A 19,124-nucleotide genomic window follows, 5' to 3' on the forward strand; every position below is an offset into this window, starting at 1 on the left:
CGCGAAGCAGGATGCTTCGCTTGCAAAACGGAATCTGGCTAAAGATTCTTTTTAAAAAATTGACAGAGAATGATTCATTCTCTTTTTCCTTCACAATCGTCTTTTGTTTAGTTTTCAAAGGGCAAATCATCGCGCCGCCGTTTTTGGCGACTTAATTAATATACCACGAAAGCTTTTATAAAGTCAACAATCGATTTTGAAAAACTTTAAATGCTTCCGTTGTTTTTTCGCCTCGTTGAAGCGACAAGTAATAATATATCATCTCCTCAATAACACGTCAACAATATATACAACTTTTTTATTTTATTTTTTGTTTTCCGTGACGGCCTTGTTCAACGGCTGCTTTCTTTCATTAAAGGAACAACACGATCCTCTCCTGAAAACAAAACACAGAAAAGGATCAAGTAATTATATTAATAAAGTGTCGTCCGGCGTTCCCGCGCTTCCCGCAGAAGAAAAAGGTATTTTGCCCGCTCCATTTTTGCTTCCCCAAGTATCTCTTCCTGGGCTTCAAAAGAATAATGAATGTACTTTTCCTGTCTCTCTGCTTTTTTCTTTACCTTCTCCAGGCAGGCTACCAGTTCTTCATCTTTTTTGCGTCGGAGTTTCCGCTTTTTACTTTTCTGCATGTCAGCCCCCCCGGATTCTAGAGTTCTCTCCGTCCTTCAATCGCTTTGGAGAGCGTAACTTCGTCTGCATATTCCAGATCTCCCCCGACAGGAAGTCCGTGGGCAATCCTTGTGACGCGCATGCCCGTAGGCTTTACGAGGCGGGAAAGATACATGGCGGTAGCTTCCCCTTCAATGTTCGGGTTTGTCGCAATAATCAGTTCCTGAATTTCCTCGTTCTGAAGGCGCTTCAGCAGATCCGGAATATAAATGTCTTCCGGGCCGATGCCGTCCACTGGAGATATAGCACCGTGGAGTACGTGGTACAATCCTCCATACTCCCGCATCTTTTCCATTGCAATAACATCTTTGGACTCCTGCACGACGCAGACAACAGAGCGGTCGCGTGACTGATCCTCACAGATCCGGCATGGATCCGTATCGGTAATATGATGGCATACGGTGCAGTAAGTCAGTTCCCGCTTCACGCTGACAAGCGCACGGGCAAAATCGAGAACATCATCTTCTTTCATATCAAGCACATGAAAAGCAAGTCTTGCAGCCGTTTTCGGACCGATGCCGGGAAGCCGCATAAAACCATCCATTAATTTTGATATCGGCTGGGGATACTGCATATATTCAACCTCCGCATTTTTCTACTATATAATCAGCTCTTTTAAAGTCTATCGTTGGATAAATATAGAAAACTCCGCTTCGTTTTTCTTCCATAAAAGAGACATACTCCTGCTTTGTATGAAAAACATTTTTCATACGGCACAGCGCTCCAATAACAACCTGGATCTCTAACAGAGCCGGATAATTACTGCTTTTAAGACTTTAAAAGAGCTGCCCTTCATTAGATTCACAGGGCAGCTCTTTATCCTTCTTTAATACAGCTGGTGTCAGCTGCTTACATCATGCCGGGAATATTCATTCCTTTTGCGAATTTACCCATGCGCTCTTCTACGAGCTCGTCCACTTTGGAAAGCACTTCGTTTGTTGCAGCTAGTACAAGGTCTTCCAGCATTTCCACATCGTCCGGGTCCACCGCTTCTTCACTGATCTGAATATCAAGAATTCTTTTATCACCGCTTGCGATAACTTTGACGATTCCGCCTCCGGCTGTCGCTTCGACCGTTTCTTCCTTAAGCTGCTCCTGCTCCTTCGCCATATCTTTCTGCATTTTCTGCATCTGCTTCATCATATTACCCATGTTTTTCATTTTCATCGTCCTCTCTATTAGTTATCTTTCTATGCTAACTTATTCTTTAATTTCCAGCAAATCTCGGCCGACGAGCTTGACGGCTTCATCGATCAGGGGATTTCCCTTCTCTTCCTCTCCGGTTTCCTGTCCGGCACCTTCCCCGTCATTCTCCTGCTCCGGACTTTCTTTGTCTTTCTGACTTTTGACGTAGCTTGCCTTAATTTCCTCCCAGTCGGAAAGAAGCACTGTGTGCAGCGTCATCTGTTTTCCCATCGTCTTCGCTGCAGCGCTTTCGACCATCTCCCGGAATTTATCGTCTACCATAGCCCGGTGCATTTCATTGCGGAAAGCCAGTACAAATTCGTCCGGAGAACTCGCCGACGGCTGACAGTCATTCAGCCAGGCAGAGGCCGGTACACTCTGCTGTTTTACCTGCTCCAGCACGTTCCCCCACTTGGACTGAAGGTTCTGAAGGTCCGCTTTGGAAGCCTGTCCGAGCATACTTTTGATCCGTTTGGCATTCGCTCTGCTTTTGTTCGACGTCTGAGCTGCCCGGGGCTGGGCACGTGCAGGCGCCGGTTCGGCCGGCTGCGGCTGGCTTTTTACGCCTTCATCCTGCAGCTGCTTTAACGACCTTTCGAGATGCTCCACTTTCTGCTGAAGTGCTTCCAGCGTGGAGGAATTCGTCTGTTCCGGTTCCTTCGATGGGAGAGAGGCCGGCTCCTGTGCTGCCTGAACGATAAACATCTCCAGAAACACCTGCGGATGACTTGCCCATTTCATTTCCTGCTGAAAATGATTCAGCCGTTCCATCATACTGAAAATCCATGACTGATCGAGCTGCTCAACCACGCTCCGGAATTTTTCATCCGTCTGAAGGCGGTCCTGGGATTCCTCCAGCTGAGGAGCTGCTTTTAACATTAAGGCGTCCCGGAAAAAGAAAATAAGATCTTCGATAAAACGATTCGGATCCTTTCCTTCTTCCATCAGCCTGTCGACCGCTTCCAGTCCTGTACCGACGCTTCCTTCCCGGACCGCTTCCACGATCTGATAAAGCATGTCGTGGGAAACAGAACCGATCACCGCCAGAATATCGTCGGAGCTTATTGTACCGTCTGCAAAGGACACTGCCTGATCAAGCAGACTGAGAGCGTCCCGCATCCCGCCTTCCGATACGCGGGCAATGAGCGACAGTGCCTCCGGGTCGATGGAGATACTGCTTTCCCGCACAATTTCCTCCATCCGCCCGAGCATAGCCTGCGACGTAATCCGTTTGAAGTCGAAGCGCTGGCACCGGGAAATAATTGTCAGTGGAATTTTATGAGGCTCTGTTGTTGCGAGAATAAAAATAACATGCGGAGGCGGTTCTTCCAGCGTTTTTAAAAGAGCATTGAAAGCTCCCGTTGTCAGCATGTGCACTTCATCAATAATATATACTTTGAAGGCGGCGGCACTCGGAGCGAATTTTACTTTGTCCCGGATGTCACGGATTTCGTCCACACCATTATTACTCGCTGCGTCGATTTCCATAACGTCTACGATGCTTCCGTCCTGAATCCCCCGGCACGCTTCGCATTCGTTGCACGGTTCCTCTGTTGGAGCCCGGTGGCAGTTCACAGCTTTAGCAATAATTTTTGCCGCACTGGTCTTTCCTGTACCGCGCGGACCGGTAAATAAATAGGCATGGGACAGTTTCTGCTGAACGAGGGCATTTTTTAACGTTTTGGTTATATGTTCCTGTCCGACCACATCCGACAGCCGGTGCGGACGCCAGACACGGTACAGCGCTTGATAGCTCATCAGGGTTCAGCTCCTTCGAATACTTTCACCTCTATTAATTATACCGGCTGCAGAGAGTGATTTCAAAATCTATCTGCTGATTTCAGCCGGTTTTTTTACACGAAAAAAGGATGAGCTGTTAAGGCTCATCCTGAATATATTTGCTGCCGTGCACCTCTCTTCGATCGCAGATCCTCAAGCGTTACCTAAGCAGTTTGCTCGATCCAGGCAACTCCACGGCACACGGAAGAACCCGCTTACTGCTGCTTCCTTCCGGACCTGACAGGGTTCACGGGATTCCGTTGCGTGGAACCCGGATGTCAACACCACTTACTTAGGGCAGACCATGAGGATCGTGCAACCTCAGAGAGGAATTCAGCCTCGCTATAGCGGATTGCGAGTACAGGGCACCGCTACCTCCCCGCTTAGCACGGCAAATTTGATAATGTTGTCAGGCGTCTTCAGCGACGCAGAACCTAGTATATCGCTTCGCGTAAAAAAATGCAATCCTTACGCATGAATCGATAGTTATTCTTCCTCCCCGGATTTCTCTGCCTCTGCCTGCTGCAGTTTGGCCATGAGAATATGCGGAGGAGTATGCATCACGTGCTCCAGCGGCATGTTAAGCTTTTCTGCCATCATCTGGGCTGTTTCGAGAGAGATCTGATTCGGACGCATAAGTCTGCACCTCCTGTTTTTTTCGTTTTTTTTCAAGCCGGAGCTTTTTAAAGAAAGCAGTGAGAATGTCCCCTGTTTCTTCCTTCATTATACCAGAAGTCACCTCTGCCCGGTGATTAAAACGTTCATCCTGTACGAGATTCATCAATGTTCCGCAGCAGCCGGCTTTCGGGTCATCCGCTCCGTAGACGACCCGCTCGATTCTTGACTGGATGATAGCCCCTGCACACATCGGACACGGCTCCAGTGTGACATACAATGTACATCCTTCCAGCCGCCAGCTTCCGACAGCTTCGCACGCTTTTTCCACAGCTGCTATTTCCGCGTGGCTTGTCGCTTTCTGGGAAGCTTCCCGCAGATTGGCCCCGCGTGCAATAATTGTCCCCTCTTTAACAATGACGCAGCCGATGGGAACCTCTCCCGCCTCTCCGGCTTTTTCAGCTTCCTGAAGCGCTTCGTTCATAAAATATCGATCTGTTTCTTCCGTCTCCATGTGACCGCTCCCGCTCTGTTTGTTTCTTTTATCATACAGGAATTTTCATACGGAAAAAAGGCTCCTTATTGGCTGACGCTTGTGGTTTTGGAACAGAAACAACTGTCCGTACGGTTCAGAAGACTTTTTCGAATAATATTGATGATTTTCACTTTAGACAGATGCTTTCCGCGGGGCTCGTCTTCAACTAATTCTTCCAGTGACCTGCACTGGAAGAATGGATTTTCAGACTTCGCTTTCTCCCGCTGGAGTCACTGTCTGCCGTTTCAATCATCCGATTTTACAGAAGGATATTTGTGTTATAAATTGATAAAATGTTCGTTAAAATGACTTAATAAATATATTATAAAATTGATTCATCTTATTAGAAAAAGACATTTTCATTCTTCATGGTGCAATGATTCTGCATAAGTGCCTCTATATAAAGTCCATGGTCTATAAACGAAGAAAACTCCGCTTCCACTCGGCCCGTCGTGAAGGAGAGCTGAAGGTTTTAACAGGCGAAAAAACGCCGCAGCATGAGCCATGGCGTTCCAGTTTGTTTATTAAATGATCAGTGCAGAATTTGTATTCCATTTGTTGCACAAGCTCCTCTCTTAACGAGCCTGCCGTAGGGCTGATCTTCAGCTATTTGGCCTGTGCAGTGGTCTGACTGCGCTTATTCCCACTGGCCTCTCCACCGCTTCAGAAAAAAAACCGTTTCTTTATTGGAGAAAACGGCTTTGAATAGAGGGGTTTTTCATCGCAGAAAACTTTTCGATTTCCCTGCAGCAGCCGCAGGGACGACTCCTGGGCGATTAAGGACGAGGCGAAGATCCATTTCTTCCAACCTGCGGGCGGAAGAAATTAGCTAAGCCCGTCCCGCCCGGAAAGCGTCCCGGAAGGCGAAAGCAGGGCAGCGTCTATCTATACAAATAAAAATACTTTATCAACAGCCTGAAACGCCGCAGCATGAGCCGCGGCGTTCCTTTTCTTATCTGGCTGAACGCGGGTTGAAGGCGTCCTTGATACCTTCCCCGATAAAGTTAATTGAAAGAATCGTAAACGTAATCGCAAGGCCCGGCGGAATCCACACCCACCACTGGGTACGGATGACGTTCGGGTCACGGGCTTCCGTCATCATGTTCCCCCAGCTCGGTGTCCCGGAAGGAACCCCGAAACCGAGGAAGCTGAGCGCAGTTTCAGCAACGATCATAACGGCAAGAAGAAGCGTCGCCTGAACGATGATCGTCGTCATCACGTTTGGAAGAATATGCTTGCGGATGACTTTAAACGGTGTCCCGCCGATCGAAGTCGCCGCCATGACGTATTCATTTTCTTTCTCCGACATGACTTTACTCCTTACGACCCGCGCTGCCCCTGTCCAGGAGAGCACGCTCAGAACAATGATAAGAGCCCAGATCCCGGCATCCCGGAAAATTGAGGCAAGGACAATAACGAAAACGAGAAACGGAAAGTTCATGACGAAATCCGTAAAACGCATTAGTACAGAATCCACCCAGCCGCCGAAGTACCCGGCCGTCGAACCGATAACCGTAGCAATCATAATAACCGCAAACGTAGCAACAAAACCAATCGTAAGGGAAGTTCTGGCACCATACATTAGAAGCGTCCAGATATCCCGGCCGGAAGAATCTGTTCCGAGCAGGTGACCTTCTCCCGGCTGCAGGTTCCGGCTCATAATATCCACCCGTCCGGGATCGTAGCCGGTAATCCAGGGTGCCATATACGCCATAGCGGTAATCACGACGAGGAACGTCAGGCTGATCATCGCCAGCTTATTGTGCCAGAGCTTTCGTCTTGCAATGGACCAGGGGGACTGCTTTTTTGCTTTTTTCTCCAGTTTTACTTCTTCTGCTGCTTCCATCAAAGCTCCCCCCTTCTATTCCATTCTTATCCGCGGATCGATAATTCCATAGAGCAGGTCGGCAAGCAGATTTCCTAATAAGGTAGCTATAGAAAGCATAAGGAAAATCGCCATTGTTACAGCCGAGTCACGGTTACTGATCGATGATACGAGCAGTTCCCCAATACCGCGGTAGGAGAATATCGTCTCGATGATAACCGCTCCGCCGATAATGCTGGCAATATCAAAGCCGAAAAGCGTGACAATCGGAATGATCGAGTTGCGCAGAATGTGTTTGTTATAAATTTCATTTTCACTCGTCCCTTTAGCACGCGCTGTACGTACATAGTCCTTCTGGGCACTTTCGATAATGTCGTTTCTAAGAAACTGCGTGTAGCTTGCTGTAACGAGCATACCGAGTACGAGTGCCGGGAGGAATGTATGGTACAGCTTACTGCCCCAGTAGGCGAGCGAACCTGTTTCCAAGCCTGAACCGACACTTCCTGTTGCCGGGAACCACCCGAGCTGAAAGGCAAAAATAAAGATTGCAAACAGGGCAGCTACAAAGCTTGGAATTGCAAGCATAAGATAGTTGACTCCCTGAATTGTATAGTCCCCTTTAGTGTAAGGGTTTCTTCCGGCATAACGCCCCATAAAGAATGCCAGTATGTACGTAATTACCAAAGACATCACTGATAATAAAATCGTATTCGGCAGTCTCGTGCCAATTAATTCCGTCACGTCCATTCTATGTGTGAATGAGCGGCCGAAATCCCATTGAACAATATCGGATATCCAGCGTCCGTATTGAACGTAAACCGGATCGTTCAATCCGAGTTCTTCCCGCATTTCTTCAATGTATTCCGGGCTGGAATCAGCCGGGTTTATTTGGCCGGAAAGGGCATCCCCCGGCATAGCTAATGCCAGGGTGAATACCACAATGGAGACTAAAAACAATATAGGGATCATGGTGAGAATACGTCTCAGCGTGTAAATTAACATGATCATTTCTCCTTGCTGATCAGAATGCCTTACTTTCCGAAGTGAATTTTACTCTTCGTCGATGTACCACTCGTGAGAGTCAGCTGCCGCATGACGTACTCCGGCTGTCACGCCGCCTACGTCACTGTTGATACCGTAGATGTTGATCGGTGAATTAAGCGGAATAAGCGGAAGCTCTTCATTCACGAGCTGATGCCACTCCTGATACACTTCCTGGCGGTAATCCTGATCGATCGCCTCTTCGCTGATACCTTCTGCAATCAGCTCATCCGACTCTTCGTTATCCCAGCGTGGGAAGTTCCAGAAGTCATTGCTTCTCCACAGGCCGGATGGATCCGGATCTGCTGTCGCAAGACCCCACGCACCGAGGAAGATATCGATATCTTCATGATCTTCTTCCACAAGGTCGTAGAAAAGATTAAAGTCAAGCAGCTGGCCGTCCATGATCTGAGCGTTGATGCCGACGTCCTGAAGCGTCTGGATAATGTACTGGGCACGCGGCTCGGCAATATCAGCCGGCGTATCCATCGCTGCAAGGTTCACCGTGAACTCCTCGCCGTCCGGATCTTCTACAAAGCCATCGCCTGTCTGGTCTTCATAGCCTGCTTCTTCCAGAAGTTCGCGGGCGCGGTCCGGATCATATTCATACTGGTTCAAGTCACTCTCATCCGGGTAGGACCAGCGGATCACAGATTCCGGAGCATTGATGACCGTTCCGTAGCCTTCACTGAACTCTTCAACAATTCCCTGGCGGTCAATGGCGTAGGCAAAAGCTTGTCGAACTTCTTTGGACTGAAATTTTTCATTGTTCATATCCACGCGCTCTTCTTCCGCATCCCACTCCCCAAGCTTAAAGCCAAGGTAGCTATAGGAAAGAGCTTCGATTTCTTCCAGTGTCACAGCTTCATTATCTTCCAGAGGAGATGCCTGTGTAGGCTCGAGCTCGATAATATCCACTTCTCCCTGGGCAAGAAGTTCTCCAGCCTGCGCGCCGTCGACAATACGGTACGTTACTTCGTCCAAGTTTGGCGCGCCGAGGTAGTAGTCTTCAAAAGCAGTGAACTCGACCGTCTCCCCTGGAGTAATGTTGGATACTTCAAACGCACCGAGTCCTACTGGATTTTCACGGACTTCCGGAGCATCTTCCAGCTCATCGACCGGGATATCTTCCAAGTGGGCTTTAGGTGACGGGTAAGGCCAGAGCTCTTCCAGGTTGTTTGCGAGTGCTTCCTGGAAAGTTACTTCCAGCGTGTAGTCGTCGACTACTTCAACACCTTCAAGTGAATCTGCGTCACCGGCACGGTACTCATCAAACCCTTCGATCCGCTCTACGTTGGATAGACGCGGGCCGTCATAGTCCGGGTGCGCAATTGTTTCATAGGAGAATTCAAAGTCTTCCGCTGTCAGCTCTTCCCCGTTATGCCACATCACGCCTTCTTCCAGCGTAAATGTTACTGTCAGGTTGTCATCCGACCATTCCCAGTCGCTTGCCAGACGAGGAGCGAGGTTGAATTCGTCTTCCTGATCCACGTCATAAAGAGCTTCTCCGTTAAAAATCGTCAGTGGATAGCTGTCGTCTGCACCTTCATACCAGTTCCAGTCAAAGAGACCGGCAAAAGGCGCTGTATATCCGTATGTAACCGAACCGCCCTGCGGTGCATCTCCATCTGCTTCTGCATCGTTGTTATCCGCATTGCCATCGTTATCGTTCGTTTCATTTGTTTCATTCGCTCCGTTATCATTTCCGTTCGTGTCTGCTCCGTTATTTTCGTCTGCGTTATTACCGCAGGCTGAAGCAATAAGTACGGCAGAAATCATGGAAGCACCTAATAAATATCGAGAACGTTTCATTTTATTTCCCCCTTAAATGTAGTTAAAAAGTATAGTGATTCAGCTGAAAAGTGACCTTTACTCATATAACAGACACGCTGCGCGGTGATCCCGGTTCACCTCCTTCAGCTGAGGTTTAACTTCACTGCAGTGCGGCATAACTTTTGGACAGCGCGGGTGAAACGGACAGCCTGTCGGCGGATTCTGTGGACTCGGAACATCTCCGGAAAGAATGACCCGTTCGCTTTTATTCCGTGGATCCGGCTGTGGAATGGCAGAAATAAGCGCCTGTGTGTACGGATGTTTCGGGTCTTTATACAAATCTTCCCCGTCGGCGACTTCCACAAGGTTTCCGAGGTACATCACCCCGATCCGGTCACTCATATGCTTTACAACGCTCAAATCATGAGCAATGAAAAGCAGTGTCAGCTGAAATTCTTCCTGCAGTTCCTTCAGAAGATTCAGCACCTGGGACTGCACGGACACGTCGAGTGCAGATACCGGCTCGTCTGCGATAATCAGCTTCGGTTTTAGTGCAAGCGCCCGGGCAATGCCGATCCGCTGGCGCTGACCGCCGGAAAACTCATGCGGATATTTGTAGTAAGCGTCTTCCGGAAGTCCGACCCGCTTCAAAAGCTCCATTACTTCGTCCTTCAGTTTTGATTCGCTTCCCATTCCGTAATTGATCATCGGCTCGGATACAATGCTTCCAACCATCATCTTCGGATTCAGAGAAGCATAGGGATCCTGGAAAACCATCTGAATATCCCGCCGGAGATCACGCAGCCCGGAACCCCGGAGTTCAGTAATATCTTGTCCTTCAAAGAGAATTTTTCCTCCGGTCGGTTTGAAAAGACGCATGATGGTGCGCCCTGCGGTGGATTTCCCGCACCCGGATTCCCCAACAAGGCCGAATGTTTCCCCGCGCTTCAATTCAAGTGAAATGTTGTCCACGGCTTTCACATCTCCTACTTTACGCCGAAAAAACCCTCCCCTTACCGGATAGTACTTTTTCAGTTCCTGAACCTGCAGAAGGTGCTCTGATTGAACTGTTTCTTTTGTCATTACTGCACCTCCGCTCTTTTATCGCTGCTCTGCGGAAAACTTTCTTCGTAGAGAAAACACCGGACAGCATGTCCTTTATCTGTTTCCCCTAAGATCGGATCCATTTCCCGGCATACGTCCATCGCAGCCGGACAGCGGTCTACGAACCGGCATCCTTTTTCCGGCATGTTTTTCAGGGAAGGAACAATTCCTTCAATCGTATTCAGAACGTCTCTTTTTTCATCCATTTTAGGAATCGACTCCAGCAGTGCCTTTGTGTAAGGATGCTTCGGTTCATAAAACAGCCGGTCGACGTCTGTTTCCTCCACTACCTGGCCGGCGTACATGACGACGACGCGGTCTGCCATCTCAGCAACCACTCCGAGATCATGTGTAATGAGGAGTACTGCCATGCCTACTTCTTCCTGAATTTTTCCGATCAGCTCCAGAATCTGTGCCTGAACCGTTACGTCCAGAGCTGTTGTCGGTTCATCAGCTATAAGCAGCTTCGGCTGACAGGCAATGGCAATGGCAATCATCACCCGTTGCCGCATTCCTCCCGACAGCTGGTGCGGATATTCGTTAACAATCTGATCTGCACGTGAGATGCCGACCTGCTTCAAGAGCGAAACACTTTTGCGGCGGATTTCCTCTTTAGAGATCGTTGTATGGTTAATCAGCACTTCATCAAGCTGATAGCCGATGGTGAGTACCGGATTCAGTGCTGTCATCGGCTCCTGAAAAATCATGCTGATGTCCTTGCCGCGGATAGCGTTCATTTCCTTTTCCGAGAGCGGGGCAAGGTCCCGGCCTTCAAAAAGAATTTCTCCCTTATCGATTTTTCCATTATGTTTTGGCAGGAGGTTCATAACGGACAGGGACATCACGCTCTTCCCGCAGCCGGATTCTCCAACGATGCAGACGACTTCCTTCGGCTTAACGGAAAAAGAAACGTCTTTTACGGCATGATGGACCCGGCCATCGATATTAAATCCTGTATGTAGGTTCTTCACCTCTAGAAGTGTGTCCTGGCTGCTCATCGGATATCAAACCCTTCAATATTTTCTGAAAATAATAAGTATACGTATAATAGAGGAATAAAGCTTCATTCTTTCCTGATTGTGATAAAGTGTCACCTTCAGTATAGTTACAATAATTTTAATTGTCAGACTAAAGAAAGTAAAGGTTTTTTTGAAACAAAAACATGATTTCTGTCTAATTCCCTATACTACTTTTGTAGTAAAAGGAGCTGTTTATACATTATTTTAATATACAAAAATGTCTTAAAAATCACTTTGAAGGACCGCAGCAGACGCTTTTCCCCTTTAAAATAAATGAATGTTCATTCATTGTGGTCCCATTTTTAAAAAGAGGGTAAATTCAGGTTCCCCAAAATTTTCTCTCTTTCTGCATTATATACATTTACGTGTATAAAAGTATAGTATTTTAAGAGATTTTCTTACAAAGTTTTTGAGATTTACCCAGCAGAAACTAAAAACAGGAGAACTTTTTGGAATCCCTCTACTCTATATATGGTAGCGCTTTCAATAAAATGTTTACAAACATCTATGATGCACTTTTGCCATCTTCCGATTCACGAAACATATAAATGTATATTAATACACTTTATGAATACAAACCCTTTAGCACTTTAAAGAATGTTAATCTTTGGAATACTTACAGTAAAGCCTTTTTCAGTATATGCAAAAATTATTTCATAGCAGATCATATTGACGTCCTGTATATATATAACTTTGGCCGCTTTCCTGTAATGGAAAGCGGCCGGGAGACTGTTACTTCTTTTTTTGCTGGATATGAGTCCGCCCACCCATATATGGACGAAGTACTTCTGGAATTTCGACACTTCCGTCTTCCTGCTGATAATTTTCGATAATAGCAGCTACCGTTCTGCCAACGGCCAGACCGGAACCGTTCAGCGTATGCACAAATTCTGCTTTCGCCTTTGTATCCCGCTTAAAGCGGATATTTGCCCGACGGGCCTGAAATGCCTCAAAATTACTGCAGGAAGAGATTTCCTTGTATTCATTGTAGCTTGGGAGCCATACTTCCAGGTCGTATTTTTTCGCTGCTGTAAATCCGAGATCCCCGGTGCACATTTTCAGGACACGGTACGGCAGTTGAAGATCCTGAAGAATTTTCTCTGCATGGCCGGTCAGAAGCTCCAGCTGATTGTAGGATTCTTCCGGACGGACAAAACGCACGAGTTCTACCTTGTTAAACTGATGCTGACGGATAAGACCGCGTGTATCCCGGCCGGCAGACCCGGCTTCCGACCGGAAACAGGCACTGTAGGCAACGTAGGCTTTCGGAAGATCTCCCACATCGAGAATTTCATCCCGGTGCATGTTCGTTACCGGTACTTCTGCTGTTGGAATCAGGAAGTAGTCATCTTCCTCAATTTTAAAAGCGTCTTCTTCGAATTTTGGCAGCTGGCCTGTTCCTGTCATGCTGTCCCGGTTCACCATATAAGGAGGGAGAACTTCTTCGTAGCCATGCTTTTCTTCGTGCAGATCCATCATGTAATTGATTAAGGCACGCTCCAGGCGTGCTCCAAGCCCTTTATAAAAAACAAAACGGCTTCCCGTCACTTTAGCGGCCCGGTCAAAATCAGCAATGTCCAGTTCCCGGACAATGTCCCAGTGTGCCTTCCCTTCAAACGCAAATTCGGGTTTTTCACCCCACGTGCGGATTTCCACGTTGTCGTCTTCGTCTTCCCCCACCGGTACGTCTTCGTGAGGAATATTTGGGATCGTCAGAAGCTGATACTGCAGCTCTTCTTCCACTTCCCGCAGTTCTTCATCCAGCTTTTTAATTTCAGTAGATACTTTTTTCATTTCTGCAATCATATCTGACGCATCTTTCTTTTCTTTTTTCATTTCAGAGATTTCCTGGGATACTTTATTTCTCCGGCTTTTCAGCTCCTCTGTCTGCTGAATAAGCGTACGCCGCTTTTCATCCTTTTCCTCAAATTGATCCAGCGCGGAAATGTCTTCATTTCTTTTTGCGAGTTTTTCTTTTACTCCTTCAAAATCATTGCGCAGCAGCTTCATATCAAGCATGCAGACCACTCCTTTTTTATAATATAGTTTATGTTCCATTACATCAGTATATAAAACTAAAGCTCTGTTAAAGTCCAGGGTTGTTTTTGAAAGTTGCCTGCGGCTGTCCCTTCCGTCCGGGAGGATCTTCGCGCTTCCGCAGGCATCTCTGCCCGGGCATCGGTTTTATGGAATTAAGAGCAGCGTTCATGAAAGCAGAATTTTTCTTTTTCTGTGCAAAAAACGAAGCGGAAACCGGCCCGTGGAAGAAATAGATTGGAGGATAGGGTGCAGCCTGCCCGAAAATTTCCTCTATGGAAGGCCGGTTGGAAGCGAAGTTTTTCTCCAGCCGTCAGCGAACTTTGACATAGCCAAAACTAAAAAAGCTGTAATAAAAAAAACGTCCCTGAGCGTTTCTGCTCAGGGACGGTTTAACCGCGGGGCCACCCTGGTTGAAAAGCAACGGCTTTTCCACCTTGAACCTGATAACGGCAGGTACCGTGAAAGCTTCATCACTTTCATGCTCCAGGATGGATTCACGGGGTTTTCCACCGGCTTTCACCTGCCGCCGGCTCTCTGTAGGAAAAACGTCCCGTTACTGCTTCCTGTCTCCGCGTTTTTTTATTCAGCAGTCACTCCGACTTTGATGGAGTCCCGGACCACCTGGACAAAATACTGGTGGAAGCGGTCGTCTTCTGTCAGTTCCGGGTGAAAGGAACAGGCCACAAAAGGACCTTCCTGCGCTGCGACAATTTGTCCGTCGTACTCGGCAAGTACTTCTACTTCCGGACCGACACTCTGAATGATCGGGGCCCGGATAAACACAGCTTCAATATCCTCTCCGACATGCTTCATCGGAAGATACGCCTCGAAGCTTTCCCGCTGGCGGCCGAATGCGTTGCGCTCCACCGTCATATCCATGACGGAAAGGTGCGGCTCGGGCTGTCCGGCAATTTCCTTCGCCATGAGAATGGCTCCGGCACACGTACCGAACACCGGCTTTCCTTCCCGGGCAAACTGTTTAAGCGGCTCATAAAAACCGTAAAGATTAATGAGGCGGCGCATCGTGGTACTTTCCCCGCCAGGGAATACGAGCCCGTCAATTTCCTCGAGCTGCAAAGCTTTTTTAACAACAACGACGTTTACATCCGGTGCCTCAAGGGCACGCACATGTTCGCGGACAGCTCCCTGCAGTGCTAATACTCCGATATTAATCAATACTGCCACCTCTTTCGTTTCTTAAAACTTCTATTTTACCAGCCGCGGTCCTGCATGCGGTCTTTGGCTTCAAGTGTAGAGATTTCAATTCCCTTCATCGCCACACCAAGGTCTTTGGAAAGTTCAGCAATGAGTGAGAAATCGTCATAGTGAGTCGTTGCTTCCACAATAGCGCGTCCAAATTTCTCCGGGTTATCCGATTTGAAAATACCGGATCCGACAAACACGCCGTCCGAACCAAGGTGCATCATCAGTGCTGCATCCGCCGGCGTTGCAATACCGCCTGCCGCGAAGTTAACAACCGGAAGACGTCCTGTTTCGCGGATATCCTGCAGCACGTGGAAAGGTGCGCCGAGGTTTTTCGCTTCCGTCATCAGCTCATCGTCGGACATGCTGATCACTTTGCGTACCTGCGCCTGGATAAGGCGCTGGTGACGGACAGCTTCTACGATGTTGCCTGTCCCCGGTTCACCTTTTGTACGAAGCATGGAAGCACCTTCCCCGATACGACGGGTTGCTTCTCCAAGATCCTTCGCTCCGCAGACGAACGGTACTGTATAGTCGCTCTTATTTAAGTGGAATACTTCATCCGCCGGTGTGAGTACTTCACTTTCATCGATATAATCGACACCGAGTGCTTCCAGAAGGCGTGCTTCCACAATATGACCGATTCTGGCTTTAGCCATGACCGGAATAGAAACAGCGTCGCGCACTTCTTCCACAATCGTCGGATCTGCCATCCGGGCCACTCCGCCTGCTGCGCGGATATCAGAAGGTACGCGTTCGAGTGCCATTACTGCCACTGCTCCTGCTTCCTCTGCAATTTTTGCCTGCTCGGCGTTAATAACATCCATGATGACGCCGCCTTTTTGCATTTCTGCCATGCCGCGTTTTACGCGCTCTGTACCTGTACGTTTTTCCATGATGATCCCCTTTCACTCTTCAGCTTTTTATTTAAACTCTGCTTGTTTTCCTCTTATATTATAACGAAAGAATGCCTGCGTGAAACACGAAAAACTCAGAATTCGAAAAAAATTTCTTTATCCAAGCCTCAACGTTAAATTTTACCACAAAACCTGCTTTTTTTCAACTTCCGGCCGTTAGCTCCCTTCTAGAAAAGCCCGGAGAAGAAAGAGCCGATGTTGCGCATCGTCAGACTGAAAAATCCGGCCCGCTCTACAGAGTCCGATGCTGTAATCTCTACGGATAGTTTTTCTTCGTCGATCCCATTCAGGAAGTAGAGTTCTGTATCTCCATTATACTCGGCCGTTACATGTCCAATGACCTCCCCGGCCTCCACCGGAGCTTCGAGTTCTCCATCTTCTGTAAGCTTCTCCTCATCCAGTTCCACCTCGTAGGAATAAAGGTCTTCCTCTCCTGTTTCAATCATTACGGAAAGATTTTCTGCTACTTCTGAACCGACTTCCCCTTCTTCTCCATTCACGACCGGTATCGTTTCATAGGAGTTCACAGCCTCACCTTCAGACGCAACCTCCATCTGTTCGAAGTTCTCAAACGCCCACTCCATCACTCTTTCCGTTTCCTGGAAACGGTGAACTTCTGAGTCCGCTCCCATCACTACACTGACGAAACGGCTGTCGTCTTTTTCCGCCGTACCGGTAAACGTAAAACCTGCCGCTTCTGTGTAGCCTGTTTTCAGACCGTCCACGTATTCATAATCAAGATCACTGTACTGGGTACCTTCGAGCATCCAGTTCCAGTTCTGCATATGAATTTCATCCGCAGTGCCTTCACGGAACGTTTTTTCCGGAATACTTGCAGTGTCGAGTACTTCCGGGTAGTCGTTGATCAGATGGTAGGCAAGGGTAGCCGAAGCACGGGCGGACATATAATTATCCTCGTCCTCTCCCGTCCCTTCCGGCTGGCTGCCGTCGAGAAGATGGTTCGGAAGCCCGGTGGAATTTACAAATTGAAAATCTCCCTGTTCCATTGCAGCGATTTCTTCCAGATTTTCTTCTCCTTGTTCTGCTCCTGCCTCACGAAGCAGTTCTCCCATTCCGATTTCTTTTCCGCGTTCATTCATTTTCTCCACGAAAGAACCTTCCGAACCAGAAATGTGGGAAGCCAGAGCCATCGTTGCAGCATTGGCAGAATAAATCGCCACAGATTCATACAGTTCTTCTACACTGTATGTTTCATCTGTCCGCATCATCACGTTGGAAAGGGACCGGTCGTGGGAAAGAGCAGAAAGATGGTCATCCACCGCAATTTCGTCATCCCAGGAAATTTCTCCTTCGTTTACAGCTTCCAGAATTAAATATTCACTCATCATTTTCGTCATACTTGCCGGCGGCAGTGGATTTTCTGCATTCTGTTCAAAGAGTACCTGGCCTGTTTCTGCATCCGCCAGAATGACCGTTTCCACCGACGGTTCATAGGCCTCTACGGAGGCTGCTCCGGCAAATACCCCCGCCGCAGCCAGTCCCGCAATTCCAGTTTTCTTCATCATCTTTATTCATCTCTCCCCGGTTTTTCTATGTAAAAAGTAAGTCGCTATCTCGTTCAGCATACAAGCGGTATTTTACCACAGCCGGACATAAAAAAATAGATAGGGGAGACCCCTATCTATCAGCTTTATGAAACACATTAAGAATAATTTGGAGACTCTTTCGTAATCTGCACATCGTGTACATGGCTTTCTTTCAGTCCAGCTCCAGTAATACGGATAAATCGTGCGTTTTCCCGCAGTTCTTCGAGGCTGGCTGTACCACAGTAGCCCATTCCCGCACGAAGGCCGCCGATCATCTGGTGCAGCGTATCCTTCAGTGGTCCTTTGTAAGGAATTCGTCCTTCGATTCCTTCCGGCACAAGCTTTTTCTCTTCTTCCTGGAAATATCGGTCTTTGCTTCCTTTTTCCATCGCTCCGAGTGACCCCATGCCACGGTACACTTTAAACTGACGCCCCTGGAAAATTTCTCTTTCCCCCGGGCTTTCCGAAACACCTGCTAGCATACTGCCGAGCATAACGGCATGGCCGCCTGCAGCAAGTGCTTTAGTTATTTCACCGGAATATTTTATGCCACCGTCTGCGATAATTGCTGCTCCATGTTTTTTCGCTTCTGAAGCACAGTCGTATACAGCTGTAATCTGCGGCACGCCGATTCCGGCGACTACACGCGTCGTACAGATGGATCCCGGACCGATACCGACTTTAATAATATTGGCCCCGGCTTCGATCAAAGCACGTGTAGCTTCTGCTGTAGCAACGTTGCCTGCTACAATATTCAGCTCCGGATATTTGCTTCTTACTTCCCTCACTTTTTCAATGACACCCCGGGAATGACCGTGTGCGGTGTCGATTATGAGAACATCCACTTCTGCATCGACAAGAGCCTTCGTTCGTGAATCAGCGTCACCACCAACACCGACTGCCGCTCCTACAAGCAGCCGTCCCTGGGAATCTTTCGCAGAATTCGGGAATTCAATCGCTTTTTCTATATCCTTAATCGTAATAAGGCCCTTCAGTTTCCTGTCTTTATCAACCAGCGGCAGCTTTTCTATCCGGTGCTTCTGCAGAATCTGCTGAGCTTCCGGCAGCGTCGTTCCGACAGGAGCTGTGACAAGATTTTCGCTTGTCATAACATCTTTAATCGGAATCGAGTAGTCCTCAATAAACCGCAGATCCCGGTTTGTAATAATTCCTACGAGCTTTTCATTTTCATCCGCAATCGGTACACCGGAAATCCGGTACTTGCCCATCAAATGCTCCGCATCGAACACCTGGTGGTCCTGGGTTAAGTGGAAAGGGTTTGTAATAACTCCGCTCTCAGAACGCTTGACACGGTCAATCTGCTCCGCCTGCTCTTCAATGGACATGTTCTTGTGAACTACACCCAGTCCTCCGGCACGGGCCATAGCGATAGCCATATCCGCCTCAGTGACCGTATCCATTCCGGCACTCATAATCGGAACATTCAATTTCAGTGTTTCTGACAGTTCTACAGCGACAGAAACCTGGTTCGGCAGGACATTCGACTCATCCGGCATTAGCAGTACATCGTCAAACGTTAAACCTTCTTTAGCAAATTTTTCTTCCCACATTATTACATTCCCCTTTCAGCTGGCTGAAAATATTATCAGTAGATTAACAATAGGACGAACAAGTGTCAAGAAAATGGCGATAGTCTTATTATTCAAAGTATTCAGTTACACAACGTATGGATAATAAGGAAATAATAGGAGGGTAAATAATCGTTGAAGCTCTCTGAATATGCAAAAAAAGCACGCTGCCATGGGCAGCGTGCGGGTAGTGACCCAGCGACGTCCTACTTTTGCAGGGGGAGAGCCCCCAACTATCATTGGCGCTGGAGAGCTTAACTTCCGTGTTCGGCATGGGAACGGG

Annotated in this window: 18 protein-coding genes, 1 rRNA gene, 1 other RNA gene and 1 other annotated feature; of the genes, 1 reads left to right on the top strand and 19 read right to left on the bottom strand. The window is 48.0% G+C overall.

Annotated features, from left to right (window positions below; translation table 11 throughout):
- Positions 1-413: 413 nt before the first annotated feature.
- From C6Y45_RS15955 to tadA, 8 genes are all read right to left on the bottom strand, one after another.
- The gene (locus tag C6Y45_RS15955) at positions 414-629 is read right to left on the bottom strand and encodes a DUF2508 family protein (protein ID WP_107586219.1); all 216 of its coding nucleotides are present in this window, start codon (positions 627-629) and stop codon (positions 414-416) included.
- A 17-nt stretch (positions 630-646) separates the two neighbouring features.
- On the bottom strand, positions 647-1,243 hold the full coding sequence (gene recR, locus C6Y45_RS15960) for a recombination mediator RecR (RefSeq protein ID WP_107586220.1): 597 nt from the start codon (positions 1,241-1,243) through the stop codon (positions 647-649).
- A gap of 4 nt (positions 1,244-1,247) precedes the next feature.
- Positions 1,248-1,379 (bottom strand): hypothetical protein, encoded by a 132-nt coding sequence (locus tag C6Y45_RS18135; RefSeq protein ID WP_281260623.1) that lies wholly within the window; start codon positions 1,377-1,379, stop codon positions 1,248-1,250.
- 139 nt (positions 1,380-1,518) lie between these two features.
- Positions 1,519-1,836: a YbaB/EbfC family nucleoid-associated protein gene (locus tag C6Y45_RS15965; protein ID WP_425427877.1), complete on the bottom strand. Its 318-nt coding sequence runs from the start codon at positions 1,834-1,836 to the stop codon at positions 1,519-1,521.
- A gap of 33 nt (positions 1,837-1,869) precedes the next feature.
- A complete protein-coding gene (gene dnaX, locus C6Y45_RS15970; RefSeq protein WP_107586222.1) occupies positions 1,870-3,612 on the bottom strand; it encodes a DNA polymerase III subunit gamma/tau in 1,743 nt (580 codons plus the stop codon).
- A gap of 146 nt (positions 3,613-3,758) precedes the next feature.
- Positions 3,759-4,025, bottom strand: an RNA gene (gene ffs / locus C6Y45_RS15975) — signal recognition particle sRNA large type.
- Between the two features lie 94 nt (positions 4,026-4,119).
- The gene (locus tag C6Y45_RS15980; protein ID WP_107586223.1) at positions 4,120-4,269 is read right to left on the bottom strand and encodes a YycC family protein; all 150 of its coding nucleotides are present in this window, start codon (positions 4,267-4,269) and stop codon (positions 4,120-4,122) included.
- The gene (tadA, locus tag C6Y45_RS15985) at positions 4,214-4,762 is read right to left on the bottom strand and encodes a tRNA adenosine(34) deaminase TadA (protein WP_107586224.1); all 549 of its coding nucleotides are present in this window, start codon (positions 4,760-4,762) and stop codon (positions 4,214-4,216) included. Before tadA ends, C6Y45_RS15980 begins: the two co-directional genes overlap by 56 nt.
- 430 nt (positions 4,763-5,192) lie before the next feature.
- Between tadA and C6Y45_RS18140 the strand changes: the two genes are divergently transcribed.
- The gene (locus C6Y45_RS18140) at positions 5,193-5,315 is read left to right on the top strand and encodes a hypothetical protein (RefSeq protein WP_281260624.1); all 123 of its coding nucleotides are present in this window, start codon (positions 5,193-5,195) and stop codon (positions 5,313-5,315) included.
- 420 nt (positions 5,316-5,735) lie between these two features.
- On the opposite strand, the gene opp4C is transcribed toward C6Y45_RS18140, so the two are convergent.
- The 11 genes from opp4C to rrf form a co-directional block, all read right to left on the bottom strand.
- Entirely contained in the window at positions 5,736-6,629 is an 894-nt protein-coding gene (gene opp4C / locus C6Y45_RS15990; RefSeq protein WP_107586225.1) for an oligopeptide ABC transporter permease, read from the bottom strand.
- Positions 6,630-6,644: 15 nt separating this feature from the next.
- Positions 6,645-7,610 carry an oligopeptide ABC transporter permease gene (opp4B, locus tag C6Y45_RS15995; RefSeq protein WP_107586226.1) on the bottom strand — a complete coding sequence of 322 codons (966 nt, stop codon included), beginning with the start codon at positions 7,608-7,610 and terminating at the stop codon, positions 6,645-6,647.
- Between the two features lie 48 nt (positions 7,611-7,658).
- Positions 7,659-9,461, bottom strand: a complete 1,803-nt coding sequence (gene opp4A / locus C6Y45_RS16000) for an oligopeptide ABC transporter substrate-binding protein (RefSeq protein WP_107586227.1) — start codon at positions 9,459-9,461, stop codon at positions 7,659-7,661.
- A gap of 57 nt (positions 9,462-9,518) precedes the next feature.
- Positions 9,519-10,505: an ABC transporter ATP-binding protein gene (locus C6Y45_RS16005; RefSeq protein ID WP_107586228.1), complete on the bottom strand. Its 987-nt coding sequence runs from the start codon at positions 10,503-10,505 to the stop codon at positions 9,519-9,521.
- Positions 10,505-11,524 carry an ABC transporter ATP-binding protein gene (locus C6Y45_RS16010; protein ID WP_107586229.1) on the bottom strand — a complete coding sequence of 340 codons (1,020 nt, stop codon included), beginning with the start codon at positions 11,522-11,524 and terminating at the stop codon, positions 10,505-10,507. The genes C6Y45_RS16005 and C6Y45_RS16010 overlap by 1 nt, the downstream gene beginning before the upstream one ends.
- Before the next feature lie 753 nt (positions 11,525-12,277).
- Positions 12,278-13,564, bottom strand: coding sequence for a serine--tRNA ligase (gene serS, locus C6Y45_RS16015; RefSeq protein WP_107586230.1), 1,287 nt, complete (start codon positions 13,562-13,564; stop codon positions 12,278-12,280).
- Positions 13,565-13,962: 398 nt separating this feature from the next.
- Positions 13,963-14,164: a binding site (T-box leader), on the bottom strand.
- Positions 14,165-14,761: a pyridoxal 5'-phosphate synthase glutaminase subunit PdxT gene (pdxT, locus tag C6Y45_RS16025; protein ID WP_107586232.1), complete on the bottom strand. Its 597-nt coding sequence runs from the start codon at positions 14,759-14,761 to the stop codon at positions 14,165-14,167.
- A 35-nt stretch (positions 14,762-14,796) separates the two neighbouring features.
- Positions 14,797-15,684: a pyridoxal 5'-phosphate synthase lyase subunit PdxS gene (gene pdxS, locus C6Y45_RS16030; protein WP_107586233.1), complete on the bottom strand. Its 888-nt coding sequence runs from the start codon at positions 15,682-15,684 to the stop codon at positions 14,797-14,799.
- Positions 15,685-15,872: 188 nt separating this feature from the next.
- Complete coding sequence (locus tag C6Y45_RS16035; RefSeq protein WP_107586234.1) at positions 15,873-17,231, bottom strand: D-alanyl-D-alanine carboxypeptidase family protein; 1,359 nt, start codon at positions 17,229-17,231, stop codon at positions 15,873-15,875.
- Positions 17,232-17,368: 137 nt separating this feature from the next.
- Positions 17,369-18,823 (bottom strand): IMP dehydrogenase, encoded by a 1,455-nt coding sequence (guaB, locus tag C6Y45_RS16040; protein ID WP_107586235.1) that lies wholly within the window; start codon positions 18,821-18,823, stop codon positions 17,369-17,371.
- A gap of 211 nt (positions 18,824-19,034) precedes the next feature.
- Positions 19,035-19,124, bottom strand: a 5S ribosomal RNA gene (gene rrf / locus C6Y45_RS16045); the annotation flags it as partial.

The sequence above is a fragment of the Alkalicoccus saliphilus genome, assembly GCF_003044065.1.
GTDB classification, from domain to species: Bacteria; Bacillota; Bacilli; order Bacillales; family Salisediminibacteriaceae; genus Alkalicoccus; species Alkalicoccus saliphilus.

Coding starts and splice junctions, on each gene's coding strand:
- pdxS (WP_107586233.1), bottom strand. CDS start 15,684: ATGGAAAAACGTACAGGTACAGAGCGCGTAAAACGCGGCATGGCAGAA.
- C6Y45_RS15955 (WP_107586219.1), bottom strand. CDS start 629: ATGCAGAAAAGTAAAAAGCGGAAACTCCGACGCAAAAAAGATGAAGAA.
- recR (WP_107586220.1), bottom strand. CDS start 1,243: ATGCAGTATCCCCAGCCGATATCAAAATTAATGGATGGTTTTATGCGG.
- C6Y45_RS15980 (WP_107586223.1), bottom strand. CDS start 4,269: ATGCGTCCGAATCAGATCTCTCTCGAAACAGCCCAGATGATGGCAGAA.
- opp4A (WP_107586227.1), bottom strand. CDS start 9,461: ATGAAACGTTCTCGATATTTATTAGGTGCTTCCATGATTTCTGCCGTA.
- C6Y45_RS18135 (WP_281260623.1), bottom strand. CDS start 1,379: ATGAAAAATGTTTTTCATACAAAGCAGGAGTATGTCTCTTTTATGGAA.
- C6Y45_RS16005 (WP_107586228.1), bottom strand. CDS start 10,505: ATGACAAAAGAAACAGTTCAATCAGAGCACCTTCTGCAGGTTCAGGAA.
- serS (WP_107586230.1), bottom strand. CDS start 13,564: ATGCTTGATATGAAGCTGCTGCGCAATGATTTTGAAGGAGTAAAAGAA.
- dnaX (WP_107586222.1), bottom strand. CDS start 3,612: ATGAGCTATCAAGCGCTGTACCGTGTCTGGCGTCCGCACCGGCTGTCG.
- C6Y45_RS16035 (WP_107586234.1), bottom strand. CDS start 17,231: ATGATGAAGAAAACTGGAATTGCGGGACTGGCTGCGGCGGGGGTATTT.
- guaB (WP_107586235.1), bottom strand. CDS start 18,823: ATGTGGGAAGAAAAATTTGCTAAAGAAGGTTTAACGTTTGACGATGTA.
- C6Y45_RS15965 (WP_425427877.1), bottom strand. CDS start 1,836: ATGAAAATGAAAAACATGGGTAATATGATGAAGCAGATGCAGAAAATG.
- C6Y45_RS18140 (WP_281260624.1), top strand. CDS start 5,193: ATGGTCTATAAACGAAGAAAACTCCGCTTCCACTCGGCCCGTCGTGAA.
- opp4C (WP_107586225.1), bottom strand. CDS start 6,629: ATGGAAGCAGCAGAAGAAGTAAAACTGGAGAAAAAAGCAAAAAAGCAG.
- opp4B (WP_107586226.1), bottom strand. CDS start 7,610: ATGTTAATTTACACGCTGAGACGTATTCTCACCATGATCCCTATATTG.
- tadA (WP_107586224.1), bottom strand. CDS start 4,762: ATGGAGACGGAAGAAACAGATCGATATTTTATGAACGAAGCGCTTCAG.
- C6Y45_RS16010 (WP_107586229.1), bottom strand. CDS start 11,524: ATGAGCAGCCAGGACACACTTCTAGAGGTGAAGAACCTACATACAGGA.